Annotated in this window: 20 protein-coding genes; 15 read left to right on the top strand and 5 right to left on the bottom strand. The window is 68.5% G+C overall.

Annotation, left to right across the window (positions count from 1 at the left end):
• Both ASE78_RS19355 and ASE78_RS03495 read left to right on the top strand, forming a co-directional pair.
• On the top strand, window positions 1-340 hold a 340-nt coding region (locus ASE78_RS19355; protein ID WP_321163077.1), incomplete at its 5' end, for a Holliday junction DNA helicase RuvB C-terminal domain-containing protein.
• Window positions 341-351: 11 nt separating this feature from the next.
• Complete coding sequence (locus ASE78_RS03495) at window positions 352-675, top strand: hypothetical protein (RefSeq protein WP_056493262.1); 324 nt, start codon at window positions 352-354, stop codon at window positions 673-675.
• Between the two features lie 5 nt (window positions 676-680).
• Here the strand turns inward: ASE78_RS03495 and ASE78_RS03490 are convergent, their stop codons facing one another.
• Window positions 681-1,088, bottom strand: a complete 408-nt coding sequence (locus ASE78_RS03490) for a hypothetical protein (RefSeq protein WP_055755290.1) — start codon at window positions 1,086-1,088, stop codon at window positions 681-683.
• A gap of 112 nt (window positions 1,089-1,200) precedes the next feature.
• On the opposite strand from ASE78_RS03490, the gene ASE78_RS03485 reads away from it, so the two are divergent.
• The 6 genes from ASE78_RS03485 (at window position 1,201) to pal (ending at window position 5,779) form a co-directional block, all read left to right on the top strand.
• On the top strand, window positions 1,201-1,659 hold the full coding sequence (locus ASE78_RS03485) for a YbgC/FadM family acyl-CoA thioesterase (protein ID WP_056493259.1): 459 nt from the start codon (window positions 1,201-1,203) through the stop codon (window positions 1,657-1,659).
• On the top strand, window positions 1,659-2,348 hold the full coding sequence (gene tolQ / locus ASE78_RS03480) for a protein TolQ (RefSeq protein ID WP_414886716.1): 690 nt from the start codon (window positions 1,659-1,661) through the stop codon (window positions 2,346-2,348). The genes ASE78_RS03485 and tolQ overlap by 1 nt, the downstream gene beginning before the upstream one ends.
• A gap of 3 nt (window positions 2,349-2,351) precedes the next feature.
• On the top strand, window positions 2,352-2,783 hold the full coding sequence (locus ASE78_RS03475; RefSeq protein WP_056493253.1) for an ExbD/TolR family protein: 432 nt from the start codon (window positions 2,352-2,354) through the stop codon (window positions 2,781-2,783).
• A gap of 4 nt (window positions 2,784-2,787) precedes the next feature.
• Entirely contained in the window at window positions 2,788-3,849 is a 1,062-nt protein-coding gene (locus ASE78_RS03470; RefSeq protein WP_056493250.1) for a hypothetical protein, read from the top strand.
• Window positions 3,850-3,876: 27 nt separating this feature from the next.
• Window positions 3,877-5,181 carry a Tol-Pal system beta propeller repeat protein TolB gene (tolB, locus tag ASE78_RS03465; RefSeq protein WP_056493434.1) on the top strand — a complete coding sequence of 435 codons (1,305 nt, stop codon included), beginning with the start codon at window positions 3,877-3,879 and terminating at the stop codon, window positions 5,179-5,181.
• 70 nt (window positions 5,182-5,251) lie between these two features.
• On the top strand, window positions 5,252-5,779 hold the full coding sequence (pal, locus tag ASE78_RS03460) for a peptidoglycan-associated lipoprotein Pal (RefSeq protein WP_056493247.1): 528 nt from the start codon (window positions 5,252-5,254) through the stop codon (window positions 5,777-5,779).
• A gap of 36 nt (window positions 5,780-5,815) precedes the next feature.
• Here pal and ASE78_RS03455 read toward each other — a convergent pair whose 3' ends face one another.
• Complete coding sequence (locus ASE78_RS03455) at window positions 5,816-6,286, bottom strand: Lrp/AsnC family transcriptional regulator (RefSeq protein ID WP_055755297.1); 471 nt, start codon at window positions 6,284-6,286, stop codon at window positions 5,816-5,818.
• A 109-nt stretch (window positions 6,287-6,395) separates the two neighbouring features.
• On the opposite strand from ASE78_RS03455, the gene ASE78_RS03450 reads away from it, so the two are divergent.
• Entirely contained in the window at window positions 6,396-7,685 is a 1,290-nt protein-coding gene (locus tag ASE78_RS03450) for a S41 family peptidase (protein WP_082466981.1), read from the top strand.
• A gap of 45 nt (window positions 7,686-7,730) precedes the next feature.
• On the opposite strand, the gene clpA is transcribed toward ASE78_RS03450, so the two are convergent.
• Both clpA and ASE78_RS03440 read right to left on the bottom strand, forming a co-directional pair.
• Window positions 7,731-10,049, bottom strand: a complete 2,319-nt coding sequence (gene clpA / locus ASE78_RS03445; RefSeq protein ID WP_056493239.1) for an ATP-dependent Clp protease ATP-binding subunit ClpA — start codon at window positions 10,047-10,049, stop codon at window positions 7,731-7,733.
• A 125-nt stretch (window positions 10,050-10,174) separates the two neighbouring features.
• Window positions 10,175-10,372, bottom strand: a complete 198-nt coding sequence (locus tag ASE78_RS03440; RefSeq protein WP_055755300.1) for a DUF1192 domain-containing protein — start codon at window positions 10,370-10,372, stop codon at window positions 10,175-10,177.
• A 65-nt stretch (window positions 10,373-10,437) separates the two neighbouring features.
• Between ASE78_RS03440 and ASE78_RS03435 the strand changes: the two genes are divergently transcribed.
• The 5 genes from ASE78_RS03435 (at window position 10,438) to ASE78_RS03415 (ending at window position 16,705) form a co-directional block, all read left to right on the top strand.
• Window positions 10,438-11,445 (top strand): NAD(P)H-quinone oxidoreductase, encoded by a 1,008-nt coding sequence (locus ASE78_RS03435; protein ID WP_414886714.1) that lies wholly within the window; start codon window positions 10,438-10,440, stop codon window positions 11,443-11,445.
• A gap of 127 nt (window positions 11,446-11,572) precedes the next feature.
• The gene (locus ASE78_RS03430; protein WP_055757125.1) at window positions 11,573-12,232 is read left to right on the top strand and encodes a DUF1013 domain-containing protein; all 660 of its coding nucleotides are present in this window, start codon (window positions 11,573-11,575) and stop codon (window positions 12,230-12,232) included.
• Between the two features lie 336 nt (window positions 12,233-12,568).
• Entirely contained in the window at window positions 12,569-13,714 is a 1,146-nt protein-coding gene (locus ASE78_RS03425) for an HlyD family secretion protein (RefSeq protein ID WP_056493429.1), read from the top strand.
• A 22-nt stretch (window positions 13,715-13,736) separates the two neighbouring features.
• Window positions 13,737-15,281, top strand: coding sequence for an MDR family MFS transporter (locus ASE78_RS03420; protein WP_056493426.1), 1,545 nt, complete (start codon window positions 13,737-13,739; stop codon window positions 15,279-15,281).
• Window positions 15,281-16,705 (top strand): efflux transporter outer membrane subunit, encoded by a 1,425-nt coding sequence (locus tag ASE78_RS03415; protein WP_056493236.1) that lies wholly within the window; start codon window positions 15,281-15,283, stop codon window positions 16,703-16,705. The genes ASE78_RS03420 and ASE78_RS03415 overlap by 1 nt, the downstream gene beginning before the upstream one ends.
• Before the next feature lie 94 nt (window positions 16,706-16,799).
• Here the strand turns inward: ASE78_RS03415 and ASE78_RS03410 are convergent, their stop codons facing one another.
• The gene (locus ASE78_RS03410) at window positions 16,800-17,687 is read right to left on the bottom strand and encodes a LysR family transcriptional regulator (protein ID WP_056493233.1); all 888 of its coding nucleotides are present in this window, start codon (window positions 17,685-17,687) and stop codon (window positions 16,800-16,802) included.
• Here ASE78_RS03410 and ASE78_RS03405 point away from each other — a divergent pair.
• Window positions 17,584-18,720 (top strand): alpha/beta hydrolase, encoded by a 1,137-nt coding sequence (locus ASE78_RS03405; protein ID WP_235514858.1) that lies wholly within the window; start codon window positions 17,584-17,586, stop codon window positions 18,718-18,720. The two genes, ASE78_RS03410 and ASE78_RS03405, sit on opposite strands and share 104 nt — an antisense overlap.
• The last annotated feature ends 70 nt before the right edge of the window (window positions 18,721-18,790 follow it).

Genomic DNA, 18,790 nt, shown 5'->3' with positions numbered 1-18,790 from the left:
ACGCGACTTCGCCAATGTCGCGGGCGTCGATGTCGTCGATGCGCGCACGGCGGACGCGGCGCTCAACCGGCTGGAGGTCGATGCCAAGGGGCTGGACGCGATGGACCGCCGCTATCTGACGATGATCGCCGATGTCTATCGCGGTGGCCCGGTCGGCGTGGAGACGCTGGCGGCGGGCCTGTCCGAACCGCGCGACACGATCGAGGAAGTGATCGAACCCTATCTGATCCAGATCGGCATGATCGCCCGCACCGCGCGCGGGCGCTGCCTGAATGCCGGCGGGTGGAAGCATCTCGGCTTCGAGCCGCCGGCGGGCGTGCAGGACGGGTTGTTCGAATGAAGGGGCGGGGCATGAAAAAGACATGGCTGTCGTCGACGGCGCGCGGGTTGATCGTCGCCCCGGTCGCGACCGCGGTCCCGCTGCGGATCGGCGTCGCCATGGCCGGGGACGCGAGCGTGCGGGTCACGATCGCGGCGGAGACGTTCGTCCTGCCCGACGATCAGGACGCGCTGGGGGTCGCGCTGACCGCCATTCCCGACAAGGGCCGCCCGGTCGTCCTCGACGTCGCCGGCATGGTCGCGCTGCCCCGGCGGGTCGCGGGCGGCATCCTGCATCTCGTCCAGTCCGCCGGGTTCCGGAAGGTCAGCGTCGTCACCGACCCGGCGGCCGGCTGATCCGCTCAGGCGGGCGCGGCCTCGCCTAGCAGCCACGCCATCGCCTCGCCCCGGTCGCTGAACAGCGTGTGCCCCGGCACCGTCCGCCGTGCCTGTTGCCGCAGCAGCGCGCTGGCCAGCAGCGTCGCGACACGGTGCCCGACCAGATCGGTGTCGTTGCCGACCACCGCCAGCCGTTCGAGCATCGGTCGATTCTGCACCGGATAGCCGGTCAGGTCGAGCAACGTTACCTGCGACCCGATCGGTACGCCGACCAATGGCATTCCCGGCAGCAGCGCGCGCACCTTGCGGTCGAACCGGTCATAGATCGCATCGTCCCAGAATCCGCGAAAACTGATCTCAAGCAACCGCCGTTCCGGGGTCAGGCGGATGGTATAGGCCGGATCGTCGAACTGATGAACGCTGGGAGCCATGGCGTCAGCCAATCATGGGTCGGTTAATATTTCGATACCGGCGGGGTGTTTGGCGGCATGTCCGGTGCGCTCCCCCTTTCCCCATGCGCCTGCGGGGGGTAAGACCACGCCCATGACCGCCCCCGACCAGCCGACCGGTGGCCGCTTCGTCGGGACCACGCACCGCTTCCCGCTGCGGATCTATTTCGAGGATACCGACCTGTCGGGCGTCGTCTATCACGCGAATTACCTGCGCTATTTCGAACGCGCGCGCAGCGACATGCTGATGGTGGCCGGCGTTGACCAGCGCGCGGCGCAGGAAGCGGGCGAGGGCCATTACGCCGTGCGATCGATGCAGCTCGACTGGCGGGCGCCCGCCCGGCTCAACGACGCGCTGGTCGTGGTCAGCACGGTCGCCCGGGTGCGCGCGGCGGCGGTGGATATTCAGCAGACAGTCATCCGCGACGATGTGTTGTTGGCATCGGCGCGGGTCGAGGTGGCGTTCGTTGGCGGCAACGGGCGACCACGGCGGCAACCGGCGGCGTGGATCGATGTGTTCGCGCGGCTGGCCGAAACCGGAAAAGGGGCATGATGGACGTTTTCGTGAATACCGATGCCGCGACCATGTCGCCGGTCGCGCTCTTCCTCCAGGCCGACTGGGTGGTGAAATCCGTGATGATCGGCCTGCTCGCGGCCAGCGTCTGGACGTGGGCGATCATCGTCGGCTTCCTGGTGCGCGCCCGCAAGGTCCGCCGTGACATCGACCGGTTCGAGGGCGAGTTCGAACGCGCCGAGGACATCGATGCCTTTCACCGGCTGCAGGGATCGCGCGATACCGCGATCGCCCGTGTGTTCTCGTCGGGGGTGCGCGAATGGCGCCGGTCGACCGCCGCCAAGGCGATCGACCGCGACGGCACGCGCGAACGCCTCGCCACCGCCATGGCGTCGAGCGTGGCGGACGAGAGCGAGACGCTGGCCGACCGGCTGAACGTGCTGGCGACGATCGGGTCGGTGGCGCCGTTCGTCGGCCTGTTCGGGACGGTGTGGGGCATCATGCGCTCATTCACCTCGATCGCGTCCGAACAGAATACCTCGCTCGCGGTCGTCGCGCCGGGTATCGCCGAGGCGCTGTTCGCGACCGCGATCGGGCTGTTCGCGGCGATCCCCGCCGTCATCGCCTACAACCGGTTCAGCCATAGCGTGAACCGCATCGAATCGCGCCTCAACCGCTTCGCCGATGCGTTCCACGCGACGCTGTCGCGCCAGCTCGAAGGCGTCTGAGGCGTGGGGATCAACCTGCCGTCCGCCAAGGGCAAGGGCCGCCGCGCGCCGATGGCGGAGATCAACGTGACGCCATTGGTCGACGTCATGCTGGTGCTGCTCATCATCTTCATGGTGACGGCACCGCTGATGACCAGCGGCGTGCCGGTGAACCTGCCCGACAGCCGCGCCAAGGCGGTGACGCCCGAACAGGAACCGCTGACGCTGTCGATGGATGCCGAGGGGCGCACCTTCCTCGACGACGTCGAAATCTCGGGCGATAATCTGCCGGGCGAGCTGGAGAAGATTGCGGCGGCGGGGGCCGGTGCCACCGAGCCGCGGCAGGTGATGCTGCGCGCCGACCGCAGCCTCGACTATGGCCGGGTCAACCGGGTGCTGGGCGAACTGAACCGCGCTGGCCTCAACCGCGTGTCGCTCATCAGCGTGGCGCAATAGCGCGATGCAGAAGGCGGAGAAGATCGGACTTGGCGTTGCGGTTGCGGGGCATGCCGTCCTGTTCGGGCTGTTGTCGGTCGGCTTCCTTGCCACGCCTAACCCGCTGAAGCTCGAATCCCCGCCGATGGACGTCAGCTTCTCGGAAGAGGTCGCCGCCGAGCAGACCTCGCCCAACCCGAACGAAGCGCCGGCGGTCAGCGAGGCCCCCGACACCGGTCCGCCCGAGGATGCCGCGCCCCCCGAAGCGGCAAGCGAACCGGAACCCGCGCCCGAGGCAGAACCCGCGCCGCCGGTCCCGGCACCGCCCGTACCCGCGCCGCGTCCGCAACCGGCTCCGCGTCCTGAACCGAAGCCGGAACCCAAACCGGCGCCAAAACCCGCCCCGGCACCCAGGCCGGTCCCGAAACCGGTGCCCCGGCCCGCGCCAAAACCGGCACCCGCGCCCGAACCCAAGCCCGCGCCGGCCAGAACCCCGCCGCGCCCGACGCCGGCGCGTCCGGCGGCACAGCCCAAGGCCGCGCAGCCGAAAGCCGCGCCCAAGGCCGCTCCCAAGGCAGCGCCGGCCAAACCCGCCGCCGCGCCCGCCCGGCCGGCGGCCAAGCCCGCCGCGACCAAGGGGCAGGGGACCAATGCGCAGGCAACCGCGCAGCGCCCGCGCGGCAGCCGGCTGGGCAACGACTTCCTGAAGGGCATCGCCGACACCCCGACACCGGGCAAGGCGCAGGCCCCGCGCGCCGCCGCCGTGGGGGCGCAGGACGTCGCGAACCTCGGCAGCGCGATCCGGCGACAGGTGCAACCCTGCGCGAACCGTGTTCCCAGTCCCGGACCGGGCGCGAACCAGATCACGTCCAAGGTCGTGTTGCAGATGCGCCCCGACGGGACGCTCGCGGCGAAGCCGACGATCCGGGGTCAGACCGGTGTCGACTCCGAAAACGAACGCTATGCGCAGCGTGTCGGTGAACTCGCGGTCGCGGCGTTCATTCAATGCGCGCCCTATGAACTGCCGGCCGACCTGTACGAAGGCGGCTGGAAATTCATCACCATCAACTACAAGCTGCCCGGCTGACCGGAGGGATGTATGCGTAAACTCACGATGGCGCTGGCCGCCACGCTCGCGACCGGGATGGCCGCCCCCGCCTATGCGCAGGTCGAGGTGGACATCGAGGGCGGCATTTCCGAACCGCTGCCCATCGCCGTGCCGGTGATGCCGACGCCGCAGGCCGCCTCGACCCCCGCCGGATCGACCGATGCGCTCGGCCGGCAACTGGCCGAGATCGTCGCGACCGACCTGCGCAACTCGGGGCTGTTCAAGCCCGCCGGCCCCGCCGGCCTGCCGCCGGTCGCGATGGGACAGGTCCAGTCGCCCGACTATGCCGCATGGAGCGGGGCGCAGGCGCTGGTGCAGGGCTATGTCCGCGCCGAAGCGAACGGCACGCTGACGATCGGCTGTTATCTCTACGACGTGTTCGCGCGCACCGAGCTGACGCGGCAGGGGTTCAACGTCGCCCCGTCCGAATGGCGGCGCGCCGCGCACAAATGCGCCGATGCGGTCTATACCCGCCTGTCGGGCGAGGGGCCGTATTTCGACAGCCGCATCGTCTATGTGTCGGAGACGGGGCCGAAGGGTCGCCGGATCAAGCGGCTGGCGATCATGGATCAGGACGGGGCCAACCACCGCTTCCTCACCAACGGCCAGTCGATCGTGCTGACGCCGCGTTTCGCGCCGAACCAGCAGTCGATCGTCTACATGAGCTATGTCAACGAACGGCCGGCGATCTACATCTATGATCTGGGCAGCGGCAAGCAGCGGTTGCTGGTGCAGAACACCTCGCTCACCTTCGCGCCGCGTTTCTCGCCCGATGGCCGCTACGTCCTGTTCTCGATGGCGCAGGCGGGCAATACCGATGTCTACCGCGTCCCCTCGGCCGGGGGTTCCCCGCAACGGCTGACCAACTCGCCCGGCATCGACACGGGGGGAAGCTATTCGCCCGACGGCAGCCGCATCGTGTTCGAAAGCGACCGCTCGGGCGGGCAGCAGCTCTATGTGATGAACGCCGACGGATCGAACCAGCAGCGGATCAGCTTCGGCGGCGGGCGCTACGGCACCCCGGTATGGAGCCCGCGCGGCGACCTGATCGCCTTCACCCGGCAGGGCGGCGGATCGTTCCGCATCGGCATCATGTCGCCTTCGGGGTCGGGCGAGAAGCTGCTCAGCGACGCATGGGGCGACGAGGGGCCGAGCTGGTCGCCCAACGGCCGCGTGCTCACCTTCTTCCGATCGGCGCAGGGGTCGGGCCGGACGGAGGTGTGGTCGGTCGACCTCACCGGCTCGAACATCCGCCGTATCCCGACCGCGCTCGACGGATCGGACCCGAGCTGGGGACCGATCCGGCCGTAACATTCGCTAACAGGGCTGTTTTCCGCTACAGGGCATTGTGGTGGATGCGTAACGACCAGGGAGTGACCCCATGAAGAAGTTCTCGACCGCATTGATCGTCGCCACCGGCCTGCTGGCGGTGGCCGGCTGTGCCAAGAAGCGCCCGGCGGTCCTGCCGCCCGGCCCCGGCCAGACGGTGGATCCCAACGGCGGCACCGGCGGCACTGGAAGCGGCACCGGCACCGGCGCGGTGGTGCCCGGATCGCGCGCCGATTTCCAGCAATCGGTCGCCAGCGACACGATCAACTTCGGCCTTGACCAGTATGACATCGATTCCTCGGCACGCGCGGTCCTCGACAGCCAGACGCAGTGGTTGCAGCGCTACCCGAACGTCCGCGTGACGATCGAGGGGCATTGCGACGAACGCGGCACCCGCGAATACAACCTCGCGCTCGGCGATCGTCGCGCCAATGCGGCGGCCAGCTATCTTGCGGCGCGCGGCATCGCGTCGTCGCGGATCACCACGATCAGCTATGGCAAGGAACGCCCGCTGGCGCTGGGTTCCGACGAGGGCGCATGGGCGCAGAACCGCCGCGCGGTGACGGTCGTCCTCCAGTAATCGACACCGGCGGCGGCGCATCGACGCCGCCGCCGGTCAGTCCATCGGCCGGGCCGCCGACCATTTGCGCCGTTTCTTGATGAAGCGGGTTTCATAGCGGCGGATCGTCGGATCGTTCGCCAGCATCGTATCGGCAAAGCGGTTATAGGCCGCCATGTCCGCGACCACGACCATCAGCGTCAGGTCATGCTCTCCCGTCACCTCCATGATCGCCTGCACCCGCGGGTCGGCATCCAGCCGCCGCAGCAGCCCCTCGACATGGGGCAGGGCATGACGATCGAGTTGCAACTCCACCAGCGCCGACAGGAACGCCCCGACCCGGTCGGACACGATCGCGATGTCGGCGACGATCGTCCCGTCCTCGCGCATCCGCCGCACCCGGCGGGTGATCGCCGATGGCGACAGCGCCACGTCGCGTGCCAGATCCTCCGCCGTGCGCAGCGCGTCGCGTTGCAGCCAGTGCAACAGCGCGCGATCATGGGCGTCCAGATCGCGTATTCCCGTCAATGTCCTTCCCCCCGGACGCCGGACTTCGGCGATGACACCGCGATATTTGCCGAAATAGCGCGGGATCGCCAGCGCATAAGATGGCCGATTGTCACGCGAAGGGGTTCGAATGCGTCACGGAATTACCGCCATATTGTCACCGATCGCCGTCATCGCCCTGTCGGTCGCGCCGGCGCGGGCGCAGGACGATCCGGTCACGGTCGTCGCCGCGACGCGGGCCGCCCTTGTCGAACGCTATGTCCTGCCCGACGTGGCGACGAAGCTGGGCGCGGCGCTGGCCTCGCCCGATCGCTATCGCGGGTTGCAGGGCGAGGCGCTGGCCGATCGCATCAACGCCGACATGGCGCGGGTCACGCCGGACAAGCATCTGTCGCTGCGCTTCGATCCCAGGACGGCGGCGATGCTAGCCAGCCGGCCGCCTGCCGGGGATGACGAGGATGCCCCGCTGCCGCCCGGCGTCGCGCGGATGATCCTCCGCCTGAATGCCGGCGTTCGCGCGATGGAGATACTGCCCGGCAATATCCGCATGGTCGCCTATGACGGGTTCATCTGGGGAACGCCCGAAGCGGAAGCGGCGATCGCCGGGGCGATGCGGTTCCTGCAAGGGGGCGATGCGTATATCATCGACCTGCGGCGCAACGGCGGCGGCTCGCCCGAGGCGGTGGCGGCGATCGCCAGCTATTTCGTCCCCCCCGGCACGCCGTTGATGCGGTTCGAGATGCGCGGCAAGCCGGGCGAGGCGACCACCGCGCCTGCAGCGCCGTTCAGCCTTGGAGGCAAGCCGCTCTATGTGCTGACCAGCGGCCAGACCGCATCGGCGGCCGAGGAGTTCGCGACGCATGTCTCGGCGCTGGGCTTCGGCACGCTGGTGGGCGAACGCACCGCCGGCGCGGGGTTCCGCAACGACATGGTGCCCATCGGCAAAAGCTATGTGCTGAGCGTATCGACCGGCCGGGCGATCAGCCTCAAGACGGGCAAGAATTGGGAAAGGGTCGGCGTGACGCCGGCGATCGTCACGCCGCCGGATCAAGCGCTGGCGGCGGCGAAGGTCGCGGCGATGACCGCCATCGCCGCCCGTGCGCCGGCGGACGAACGCCGCGAGTACGAGCGCCTCGTCGCCTTCTACCGCGCGAGTGCCAATCCGGTGCGGCTGGCGCGGCCGTTGGCGGATTATGCGGGACGCTATGGCAACCGGGTGGTCGCGGTGGCCGGAAACGGGCTGACCTCCGCCCGCATTGGCCGCGCGGCATTCCCGCTGGTGGCGGTCGCGGCGGACAGCGTGGTGCCCGAAACCGACCCCACGACCCGTTTCCGCTTCGTCGAGGCCAATGGCCAGATCGTTGCCATGGAGGTCGAACGGACCGACGGATCGACCGAGCGCGCCGACCGGATCAAATGAGTGGCGTCGCCGCCACGCCGGTGGTCCCGGCGTGGCGGCGGGCGGTCATGCCCCGGTCGTCACCTTCGCCTTGCCGCCCTTGCGCGGCTTCTTCGGCGCGGCGGGCACCATCTCGAAGGCAAGCGCATTGTCCTTCAACCGGACCTTGACCTCGCCGCCATGGACCAGCTTGCCGAACAGCAGTTCCTCGGCCAGCGGCTGCTTGATCTTGTCCTGGATCAACCGGCCCATCGGCCGCGCGCCGTACAGCTTGTCATAGCCCTTCTCGGTCAGCCAGCTCTTGGCGTCCTCGTCGAGCTGGATATGGACGCCGCGATCCGACAATTGCAGTTCGAGCTGGAGGACGAACTTGTCCACCACCCGCGCCACGACTTCCGGCGGCAGATAACCGAACGGCACGATCGCATCGAGCCGGTTGCGGAATTCGGGGGTGAACAGCTTCTTCACCGCCTCTTCCTGCACGTCCTCGCGGTCGATCTGACCGAAACCGATCGATTCCTTGGCCATGTCCGACGCGCCGGCATTGGTCGTCATGATGAGGATAACGTTGCGGAAATCGACGGTCTTGCCGTGGTGATCGGTCAGCTTGCCGTTGTCCATCACCTGCAACAGGATGTTGAACAGGTCGGGATGCGCCTTCTCGATCTCGTCGAGCAACAGCACGCAATGCGGCTGCTGGTCGATCGCATCGGTCAGCAATCCGCCCTGATCGTAGCCGACATAGCCCGGCGGGGCACCGATCAGCCGGCTGATCGAATGGCGCTCCATATATTCGGACATGTCGAACCGCTGGAGCGGAATGCCCATGATCTCGGCCAACTGCCGCGCGACCTCGGTCTTGCCGACCCCGGTCGGGCCGGTGAACAGATAATTGCCGATCGGCTTGTCGGGATCGCGCAGGCCGGCACGGCTCAGCTTGATCGCCGACGACAGCGCCTTGATCGCCGCGTCCTGCCCGAACACCACGCGCTTGAGATCGACGTCGAGGTTGGCGAGCACGCGGGTATCGTCGGTCGACACGGTCTTGGGCGGGATGCGCGCCATCGTCGCGATGACCTGTTCGATCTCCTTCGACGTGATCGTCTTCTTCCGCTTGGGCGCGGGCACCAGCATCTGCATCGCGCCCACTTCGTCGATCACGTCGATCGCCTTGTCGGGCAGCTTGCGGTCGTTGATGTAGCGCGCCGACAATTCCACCGCCGACTTGATCGAATCGGGGGTGTACTTGACCTTGTGATGTTCCTCGAACGCCGAGCGCAGGCCGGTGAGGATCTTGATCGTATCCTCGACCGACGGTTCGTTCACGTCGATCTTCTGGAACCGGCGCAGCAGCGCGCGATCCTTCTCGAAGTGGTTGCGGAACTCCTTGTAGGTGGTCGAGCCGATGCAGCGGATCTGCCCGCCCGACAATGCGGGCTTCAACAGGTTCGACGCATCCATCGCCCCGCCGCTGGTCGCGCCCGCGCCGATGACGGTGTGGATCTCGTCGATGAACAGCACCGCATGCGGCAGCTTCTCAAGCTCGGTCACGACCTGCTTGAGCCGCTCCTCGAAATCGCCGCGATAGCGGGTGCCGGCGAGCAGCGCGCCCATGTCGAGCGAATAGATGACGGCGGGCAACAGCACCTCGGGCACGTCGCCCTCGACGATCTTGCGCGCGAGGCCCTCGGCGATCGCGGTCTTGCCCACGCCGGGGTCCCCCACATAGAGCGGGTTGTTCTTGGACCGGCGGCACAGGATCTGCACCGTGCGATCGACCTCCGCCGACCGACCGATTAGGGGATCGACCTTGCCGGTCTTCGCCTTCTCGTTCAGATCGACGCAGAACTGCTTGAGCGCGCTTTCGCCCTTGCCCTTGTCGCCCGTCTTCTGGGTTTCCTTTTCCTCGGCGCCCTTGGGGGCTGGTGTTTCCGATGCGGTGGTGCCGCCCTTGCCAACGCCGTGGCTGATGAAGCTGACCGCATCCAGCCGGCTCATGTCCTGCTGTTGCAGGAAATACACGGCATAGGTCTCGCGCTCGCTGAACATCGCGACCAGCACGTTGGCCCCGGTCACTTCGTCGCGGCCCGACGACTGGACGTGCAGGATCGCGCGCTGCACCACGCGCTGGAAGCTGCTGGTCGGCGATGGATCGGTCGCGGCGTCCAGTTTGAACGTGTCGAGTTCGGTGTCGAGATAATGGGCGACGGTCGCCTTCAACTCGTCAAGCTCGACGCCGCAGCCGGCCATGACCTTGGCAGCGTCCTTGTCGTCGATCAGCGCGTAGAGGAGGTGTTCGAGCGTCGCATATTCGTGACGGCGCGAGGATGCGGCCTCGAGCGCCTTGTGCAGCGTGGTTTCCAGTGCGGAAGCGAAGGATGGCATTCAGGTCACTCCGGTCGACCGGCGGGAACGCGCCGGCCCTGCGTCCCGGTTTCCCGGGTCTTCCCCAATGTCGGTATGCCGCCCCCCCGCATCAAGCCATGCCGGCGGGAGGGGGCGGCAACCGGTCACGAACGGAACAGCGCGTCGGCGCTGGAGCGATGATCGCGGGCGCGTTCGATTCGCGCCCGGCAGCGCCCGATCTCCTGTTCCAGCGCCCTGATGCGCGCGGTCAGTTCGTCGATCGACAGCGGGTCGAGATCCTCGCGCACCAGCATCGCCAACGTATTGGCGCGATCATGGTTAAGAAAATCGTCGGGTTCCATTGCAATGCAACGTTGACCCTGTCTTGCGGGATGTCAATAACGCGAGGCCATAAGGGGGCGGCGTCATGAACGTACCAGCGACGATGCGTGCGATCGATCCGGCGGAAGCCGGCGGGCCGGAGGTGCTGACGCTGGTCGACCGGCCGGTGCCGGTGCCACGCGCGGGCGAGGTGCTGATCCGCGTCGCCGCCGCCGGGGTCAACCGTCCCGACGTGTTGCAGCGCACCGGCGGCTATCCGCCCCCGCCCGGCGCGCCGTCGATCCCGGGACTCGAGGTCGCGGGGCATGTCGCCGCGCTCGGCGACGGGGTGGCGCGCGAGCTGCTCGGCCAGCCGGTCTGCGCGCTGCTCGCCGGCGGCGGCTATGCTGAATACGTCGCGGTGTCCGCCGGGCAATGCCTGCCGGTGCCCGACGGGCTGTCGCTGGTCGAGGCGGCGGCCCTCCCCGAAACACTCTTCACCGTCTGGACCAACCTGTTCGACCGCGGCTTCGCGGCGGAGGGCGATACGGTGCTGGTCCATGGCGGCACCAGCGGCATCGGCACGATGGCGATCCTGCTCGGCAAGGTGTTCGGCCTCACCGTCATCGTCACGGTCGGATCGGATGCGAAGGCAACGGCGGCGCTCGACCTGGGGGCCGCCCATGCGATCAACTATCGCACCGAGGATTTCGTCGAGCGGGTGGGGCAGATCACCGGCGGCAGGGGTGTCGCGGTGGTGCTCGACATGGTCGGCGGCGACTATGTGCCGCGCAACCTGAAATGTCTGGCCGAGGACGGTCGTCACGTCTCGATCGCGGTGCAGGGCGGGGCGGTCGCCACCGTGCCGCTGTGGGATGTCATGCGCCGCCGCCTGACGCTGACCGGATCGACGCTGCGCGCGCGCGACGCGGCGTTCAAGGAAATGGTCGCCGACGAACTGTCGCGCTCGGTCTGGCCGCATATCGCCGGCGGCCGGCTGCGCCCGGTGATCGACCGCACCTTCCCGATCGCGCAGGCCGCCGACGCGCATCGCCGGATGGAAGCGGGCGATCATGTCGGCAAGATCGTGCTGGTGGTGGGCGACGCCGACTGACCGTCCGGCCCCCCGCGCGGCACGGCGCTTGCCCTTTCGTATCCTTGCCACTAAGTCCGTACCCAGTGTGGCCGCCCGGATTGGGCGGCCCTTTCTATTTCGGAGACCCGTCGTGGCCCAGCCGCTGATGCCGCATGCGACCGCTTCCTGGCTCGTCGACAATACCGCGCTGTCCTTTCCGCAGATCGCCGATTTCTGCGGCCTGCACGTCCTCGAGGTTCAGGCGATCGCCGACGATACCGCCGCGACCAAGCTGACCGGGCGCGATCCGGTCCGCGCGCACGAACTGACGATGGACGAGATCGAGAAGGGACAGAAGAACCCCGACTATCGCCTCGTCATGATGAAGGGCCCCGATCAGGTCCGCCGCACCAAGGGGCCGCGCTACACGCCGGTCAGCAAGCGGCAGGACAAGCCCGACGGCATCGCATGGATCATCCGCAACCACCCGGAGATCACCGATGGCGCGATCGGCAAGCTGATCGGCACCACCCGCACCACCATCGCCGCGCTGCGCGATCGCACCCACTGGAACATCGCCAACATCACGCCGAAGGACCCGGTGACGCTGGGCCTGTGTTCGCAGCGCGAACTCGACGCGCTGGTGGGCAAGGCGGCGAAGGCCGCCGGCATCGAAGCCCCGACCGACACCCGGCTGGAAGGCGACCGCGAGGCGCTGATCGAACAGCTCCGCAACGAACGGACGCAAGCGGCACGCGACGCCGAACTGGCCGCCAGCGGCGAACAGCCGACGATCGGCGGCTTCATCGATCCGTTCAAGCGCTGATCCGGGGCCGATCGGGGTTTCCTGCCCCGACGAACCACTCCCCGTCGTCACCCCGGACTTGTTCCGGAGTCCACGGTGCGGCGATCGGTGCGGTGCAAGGCACCAGCGGCAACGCTTGCGGCGTGGTGGACCCCGGAATAAGTCCGGGGTGACGATCGGGAGGGGAATACCGACCGGCCTTTGCTTTCAGAACCGACCCTGACGGCCCGGTTGCCCCACGGCAACCGGGCCGTTCGCGTTTCCGCCGATCGTGCTTGAACCGGACATGATGTCCGCTTATGTTGCGCCGCATCATCGATGACGGCCGCGCCGGCCGTCACGCCCGGACCGCCGCCCATGACCGACCAGACCGCCGACCCCATCGTTCCCGACGAAACCCCGCCGCCGTCGAGGCGGTTGAGCGGCCGGGCAAAGGCGATCCTGCTGGTCCTGCTGCTCGTCGCGATCGTCGGCGGGATCGCGTGGTTCCTGAACTACCAGAACGTCGGCCGCTTCATGGAAAGCACCGACGACGCCCGGATCGAGGCGGACATGGTCACGGTGTCGCCGCGCGTCTCGGGCTATGTCGCGCAGGTGCTGGTGCGCGAGAATCAGGACGTCGCCGCCGGCCAGCCGCTGGTGCGCATCGACCGCCGCACGATCGACGCGCAGGCGGCGCAGGCCGACGCGCAGATCGCGGTCGCCACCGCACAGGCCGATGCCGCCCGCGCGCAACTGAACGAACAATCCGCCGCGATCGCGCAGGCGCAGGCGCAACTTGCCTCCGCGCGCGCCAAGGCGGCGCACGACGCCGCCGAGGTCGCCCGCTACCGCCCGCTCGCTGAAAGCGGCGCGGAGACGCGCCAGCAACTCGCCACGCTCGAACTCGCCGCGCGCCAGTCCGCCGATCAGGTCCGCGCGCAGGCGGCGGCACTGGTCATCCAGCAACGCCGCGTCGCCTCGGTCCGCAGCCAGATCGCGCAAGGGACAGCGCAGCAACAGGCCGCCCGCGCCCAGCGCACCGCCGCCTCGGTCGACGAGGATGCGACCCTGCTCACCGCCGCCGTCGCCGGCCGGATCGGCGACCGCACCGTGACCCCCGGCCAGTACGCGCAGGCCGGCAGTCGCCTGATGTCGATCGTGCCGCTGAACGCGCTCTACGTCACCGCCAATTTCAAGGAAACGCAGCTCGCACTGATGCGCCCGGGCCAGCCGGTGCGGATCGAGGTCGACGCGCTCGACGGCGTCGAGTTGCGCGGCCGGATCGAAAGCCTGTCGCCGGGCACCGGCGCGCAATTCTCGATCCTGCCGCCGCAGAACGCGACCGGCAACTTCACCAAGATCACCCAGCGCGTGCCCGTCCGCGTCGCAATTCAGGCGACACCGGCCGCGCGCCGCCTGCTCGTGCCCGGTCTGTCGGTGACGGTCACGGTCGACACCCGCTCGGCCAACGGCGACCTCGAGCGGATTCGCGAACAGCAATCGGCGGCGGTGGCCAAGTAACGTGGCGACCGCCGCCCCGGCCATGACCGCCGCCGCCGCGCCGCCGCAGCGCGCCGACCTGTCGGCATGGCTGGCGGTCGCGGCGGGGACCTTGGGCGCGTTCATGGCGACGCTCGACATCTCGATCGTCAATTCGGCCTTGCCGACGATCCAGGGCGAGATCGGCGCGAGCGGCACCGAGGGGACGTGGATCGCCACCGCCTATCTGGTCGCGGAGATCGTCGCGATCCCGATGGCCGGCTGGTTGCAGCGCGTGCTGGGCCTACGCACCTTCCTGTTGATGGCCGCCGGGCTGTTCACCGCCTTTTCGGTCGTCTGCGGCGTCGCCACCACGCTGGTGGTGATGATCCTCGGCCGGGTGGGGCAGGGGTTCTTCGGCGGGGTGATGATCCCGACGGCACAGACGGTGATCGCCCAGCGCCTGCCGCCCGCGCAGCAACCGGTCGGCGTCGCCGCCTTCGGCGTGACCGCGATCATGGGGCCGGTGCTGGGGCCGCTGATCGGCGGCTGGCTGACCGAGAATATCAGTTGGCACTACGCCTTTTTCCTCAACCTGCCGGTCTGCGCGATTCTCGCCGTGCTGCTGCTCGTCGGGCTGCGCCACGAACCCGCCAAATGGCACCTGCTGCGCGAGGCCGACTGGCGCGGCATCATCGGCCTGACCTTGGGCTTGGGCGGCCTCACCGTGTTCCTTGAGGACGGGCAGCGCGAACAATGGTTCGATTCGTCGCTGATCCGCTGGATGGCGCTCATCACCGTGACCGGCATCGGCTTCCTGTTCTGGGGACAGACAGCGGCCAGGCGGCCGATCATCAAGCTCAAACTGCTGCTCGACCGCCAGTTCGGATCGGTCGCGATCATGGGGCTGGTCCTGGGTGTCGTCCTCTACGGCACCAGCTACGTCATTCCGCAGTTCCTCGCGACGCTGGCCGGCTACAACGCGCTGCAATCGGGCAAGGTCGTGCTGCTGTCGGGCATCCCCAGCCTGTTGCTGATGATGCTCGTGCCGGTGCTGCTAAAGCGGATCGACATCCGCATCGCGGTCGGCGGCGGCCTCGCGATCATGGCCGGCGCCGCGCTGCTCGACGCGAACCTGACCGCCGCATCGACCGGCAGCGCGTTCACCGTGTCGCAGCTCCTGCGCGGCGTCGGGCAGATCCTCGCGATGCTGTTCCTCAGCCAGGCCGTCATCCGCTCGGTCCCGGCCGCCGATGCCGGCGATGCGTCGGGCCTGTTCGGCGCGGCGCGCAATCTGGGCGGCAGCCTCGCGCTCGCCGGCATCTCGATCCTCCAGGAACAGCGCGTCTGGCTCCATTCGCGCCGGCTGGAGGAATCGCTGAACGCCAACAGCCTGGCCGTGCAGGACTATCTGACCACCCTCGGCCAAAGCGTCGGCAGCCCGCAAGCGGGCCTGCGCCTGCTCGGCCAGCAGATTCAGAGCGACGCGCTGACCATGGCCTATAACGATATTTTCTGGGTGATGGGGATGGTGACGCTGGCCGCGCTGCCGCTGATCCTGTTCCTCCGCCCGTTACCCCAGGGCGCCCCGGCGGCGAGTGTGCATTGATGCGTCGTTTCCTTCTCCTCGCCACCGCCGGCCTGCTCGCGGGCTGCACCGTCGGTCCATCCTATTCGGGGCCGCCCGCGACCGCCGGTGATGCGGTGACGCGCGGCAGCTTCGTCCGGGCGACCGATCCGGCGTTCACCGCCGCCCCCGGCCTCGCCCGCTGGTGGGAGGCTTTAAGCGACCCGCTGCTCACCCGCCTGATCGACGAAGCGCTCGCCGACAGCCCGACCGTGGCGCAGGCCAGCGCCCGCATCCGCGAGGCCGAGGCGCAGCTTCGCCAGCAACGCACCGCCAACCTGCCCGCGCTTAGCGCCAACGCCACCGCGATCGGCGCGCGCCTGCCCGGCATCGATCTGGGGCAGGGGCAAGGGGCATCCTCCAGCGAATCGCTCCAGTTCTATAACGCCGGCCTCAACGCCTCGTGGGAGGCCGACCTGTTCGGCGGCGGCCGGCGGGGCATCGAACAGGTCCGCGCGACCGTAGGCGCACGCACCGCCGACCTCGCCGACGCACAGGTCTCGCTCTCGGCGCAGGTCGCACAGGCCTATGTCAGCCTGCGTGACCTACAGGCCCGCATCACGCTCAACGACGCCGCGGCACAGGCGCAGCGCCAGCAACTGGCGCTGCTGCGCCAGCGCTTCGAGCGCGGCACCGCCTCGCGGCTCGACCTCGAACGCGCGCAGGGCCAGTTGGAGAACACCACCGCGCAGACGATCCCGCTCGCCGCGCAGCGCGACGAGCAACTGGGGCTGCTCGCGATCCTGACCGGGCGGACGCCGGGCACGCTCGATCCGGTGCTGGCGACCCCCGCGCCGGTCCCGCTCCCCCCGGCGCAGGTGCCGATCGGCAACCCCGCCGCGCTGATCGCGCAGCGCCCCGACGTGCGCGCCGCCGAACGCCAGCTCGCCGCCGGCACCGCCGCGATCGGGGTGAACAAGGCGAAGGAACTGCCCGGCGTCCGCTTCATGGGGCTGCTGGGCTTGGGCGGCACCTCGGTCGGCGACGTGTTCGATCTCGGGAATCTGGCGGCACTCGCCGCGCCGTCGCTCAACTGGTCGTTCCTCGATTTCGGCCGCGCCCGCGCCGCCACCGCCGCGTCGGAGGCGCAGCGCGACGGCGCCGAAGCCGCCTATCGCCAGACCGTCCTCGAAGCGTTGCAGGAATCCGAAACCGCGCTGTCGCGCTTCGGCAACGCCCGCGCCCAGCTCGGCCGGCTGACACAGGCGGAGGCCACCGCCACCCGCGCCGCGACGCTCAACCGCCAGCGGGTAGCGGCCGGCACCGCGACGCTGATCGACCAGCTCGACCTCGAACGCCAGCGCCTCTCCGCGCAAATCGCCGTATCGCAGGCCCGCGCCGCGCTGACCGGCAGCTACATCGCGGTGAACAAGGCGCTGGGATTGGGGTGGCGCGAGGGCGAGTGAGGGGGCGTCCGGCCGGCCGTAACGCCGCGACGATGCCCGCCAGGTGATGGAGGTCGGGGACCGCCGGTACGGGCGGGCAGCGGGATGCCGGACGTCATATATTCTGCGCCAGCAGATCGATGAAGCGCCGGACTTTCGGGGCAAGGTGGCGACGACTGGGATAGATCGCGCTGATCGGCACCGGGGGTGCGGCATAGTCCGATAATAATGCGATCAGCCGGCCATCGGCCAGATCGCGATCGACGACGTAACTGGGCAGGAACGCCAGCCCCGCCCCCGCGACGGCCGCGTCGCGCAACGCCTCGCCGCTGTCGAGCGAAAGCCGGGATCGCCGCCTTACCGCCACGGTCCTGCCCTCGATCGCGAAACGCCAGGCCCGCTTCCTGCCGGCGCTCACATAGTTCAGGCAATGGTGGCCCATCAGATCGTCGGGATGCCGTGGTGCCGGATTGGCCGACAGATAGGCCGGGCTCGCGACGACCAGGTCATGCTGATAGGTCAGGGTTCTGGCGATGAGGCTGGTATTTTCGCGGGTTTCGCCGATGCGGATGGCAAGATCGATACCGTCCTCGATGATGTCGCTGACCCGGTCCGTGAAGCTCACGTCCGCCTTGAGCCTCGGCCACGACGCAAGAAAGTCGTTGAGCAGCGGCAGGACCATGAGCCGCCCGAACGTCATCGGCGCGGTCATCCGGAACAGACCCTGGGGCTGCCCGCCGCCATCCGACATCGATGATTCCGCTTCGTCGAGATCGGCGAGGATCTGCGTGCAGCGATCGAGGAAGACGCCGCCGTCGTCGGTCAGCCCGAGGCTGCGCGTCGTACGGTGGAACAGCCGGACGCCCAGCCGATCCTCCAGCCGCGCCACGCTCTTGGCGATGCCGGACCGCGTCATCGATCGCGCGCGTGCGGCCCCTACGAAGCTGCCCGCTTCGGCCGCCGCCACAAAGGCGACGATGTCGTTGATATTCCCCGGTGCCATGAGACGCTCCCGTTCCTCCGCAGTGTCGACGCCCGCTCGCCAATCAATCGCCTATATTGATGATCTGAACAGATTAACGGCATCAGGATCAACTACCATGGCTTTCAACGACACCGTGACGCACCGCCTCAACCAATGGGCCGAAAGCCTGCAGGACCTCGGCCCCGTCATCCTCGGCGAGAATACCGCTGTGACGATCGATGAAATCCGCGAATCCTACGTCCGCAAGATGGCCGAGCATCCGACATCCGCCGACGTGCGCATCGAACAGGTCAACATGGGCGGCGTCCCCGCGACGCTTGTCACGCCCAAGGATGTTCAGGGCGACCGCGTGCTCTTCTACATCCACGGCGGCGCGTACATCGTCGGCGGGCCGGGTGGCTATCACGGGCTGGCGGCTGCCTTCGCAACGGCGATGAAGGCGCGCGTCTACCTGCCGGATTACCGACTGGCGCCGGAACACGCATTTCCCGTTCCGATCGAGGATACGTTCGCGGCCTATCGTTGGCTGATCGACCAGGGACAGAATCCCGAATCGGTAACGTTCGCGGGCGATTCGGCGGGCGGGGCGATGGTGGTTTCGGTCATGGTCATGGCGCGCAACGCCGGCGTACCGCTCCCGGCGGGCGGGGCGGCGCTCTCGCCCTGGGCGAACCTTGAACACACCGGCGCGTCGATGTTCAATCGCGAGGGACTGGACCGGCTGAACACCAAGGCCGGCCTTGACCTGATGGCCCGGACCTTCCTGGGCGACGCGCTGCCGAACAGCCCGGAGGCATCGCCGGTCTTCGCCGATGTCCGTGGCCTGCCACCCATCATCGTACAGATCGGCGAAAGCGAACTGATGCTGAGCGACGCCATCCGCCTCGCGGCGCATCTGGGCGAGAACCGCGTCCGCGTCTCGCTGGAAATATGGCCGGGCATGTTCCACGTCTGGCACATGTTCCATGCCGAACTGGCCGAAGGGCAGGCGGCAATCGCAAACGCGGCGGCGTTTCTCGATCAAGCCATCACCACGGCGCTGGCGAAGTAGGCAGCGAGACGCGCCGCGCATGGGTCATGCGTGGCGCGTTTCCCGTCTGCTATCGGTTGATGCGAACGCC

The sequence above is a fragment of the Sphingomonas sp. Leaf25 genome, from assembly GCF_001421635.1.
Lineage (GTDB): Bacteria > Pseudomonadota > Alphaproteobacteria > Sphingomonadales > Sphingomonadaceae > Sphingomonas.
Note: the sequence above shows the minus strand (reverse complement) of the source record. Positions and strands in the feature narration are given on the sequence as shown.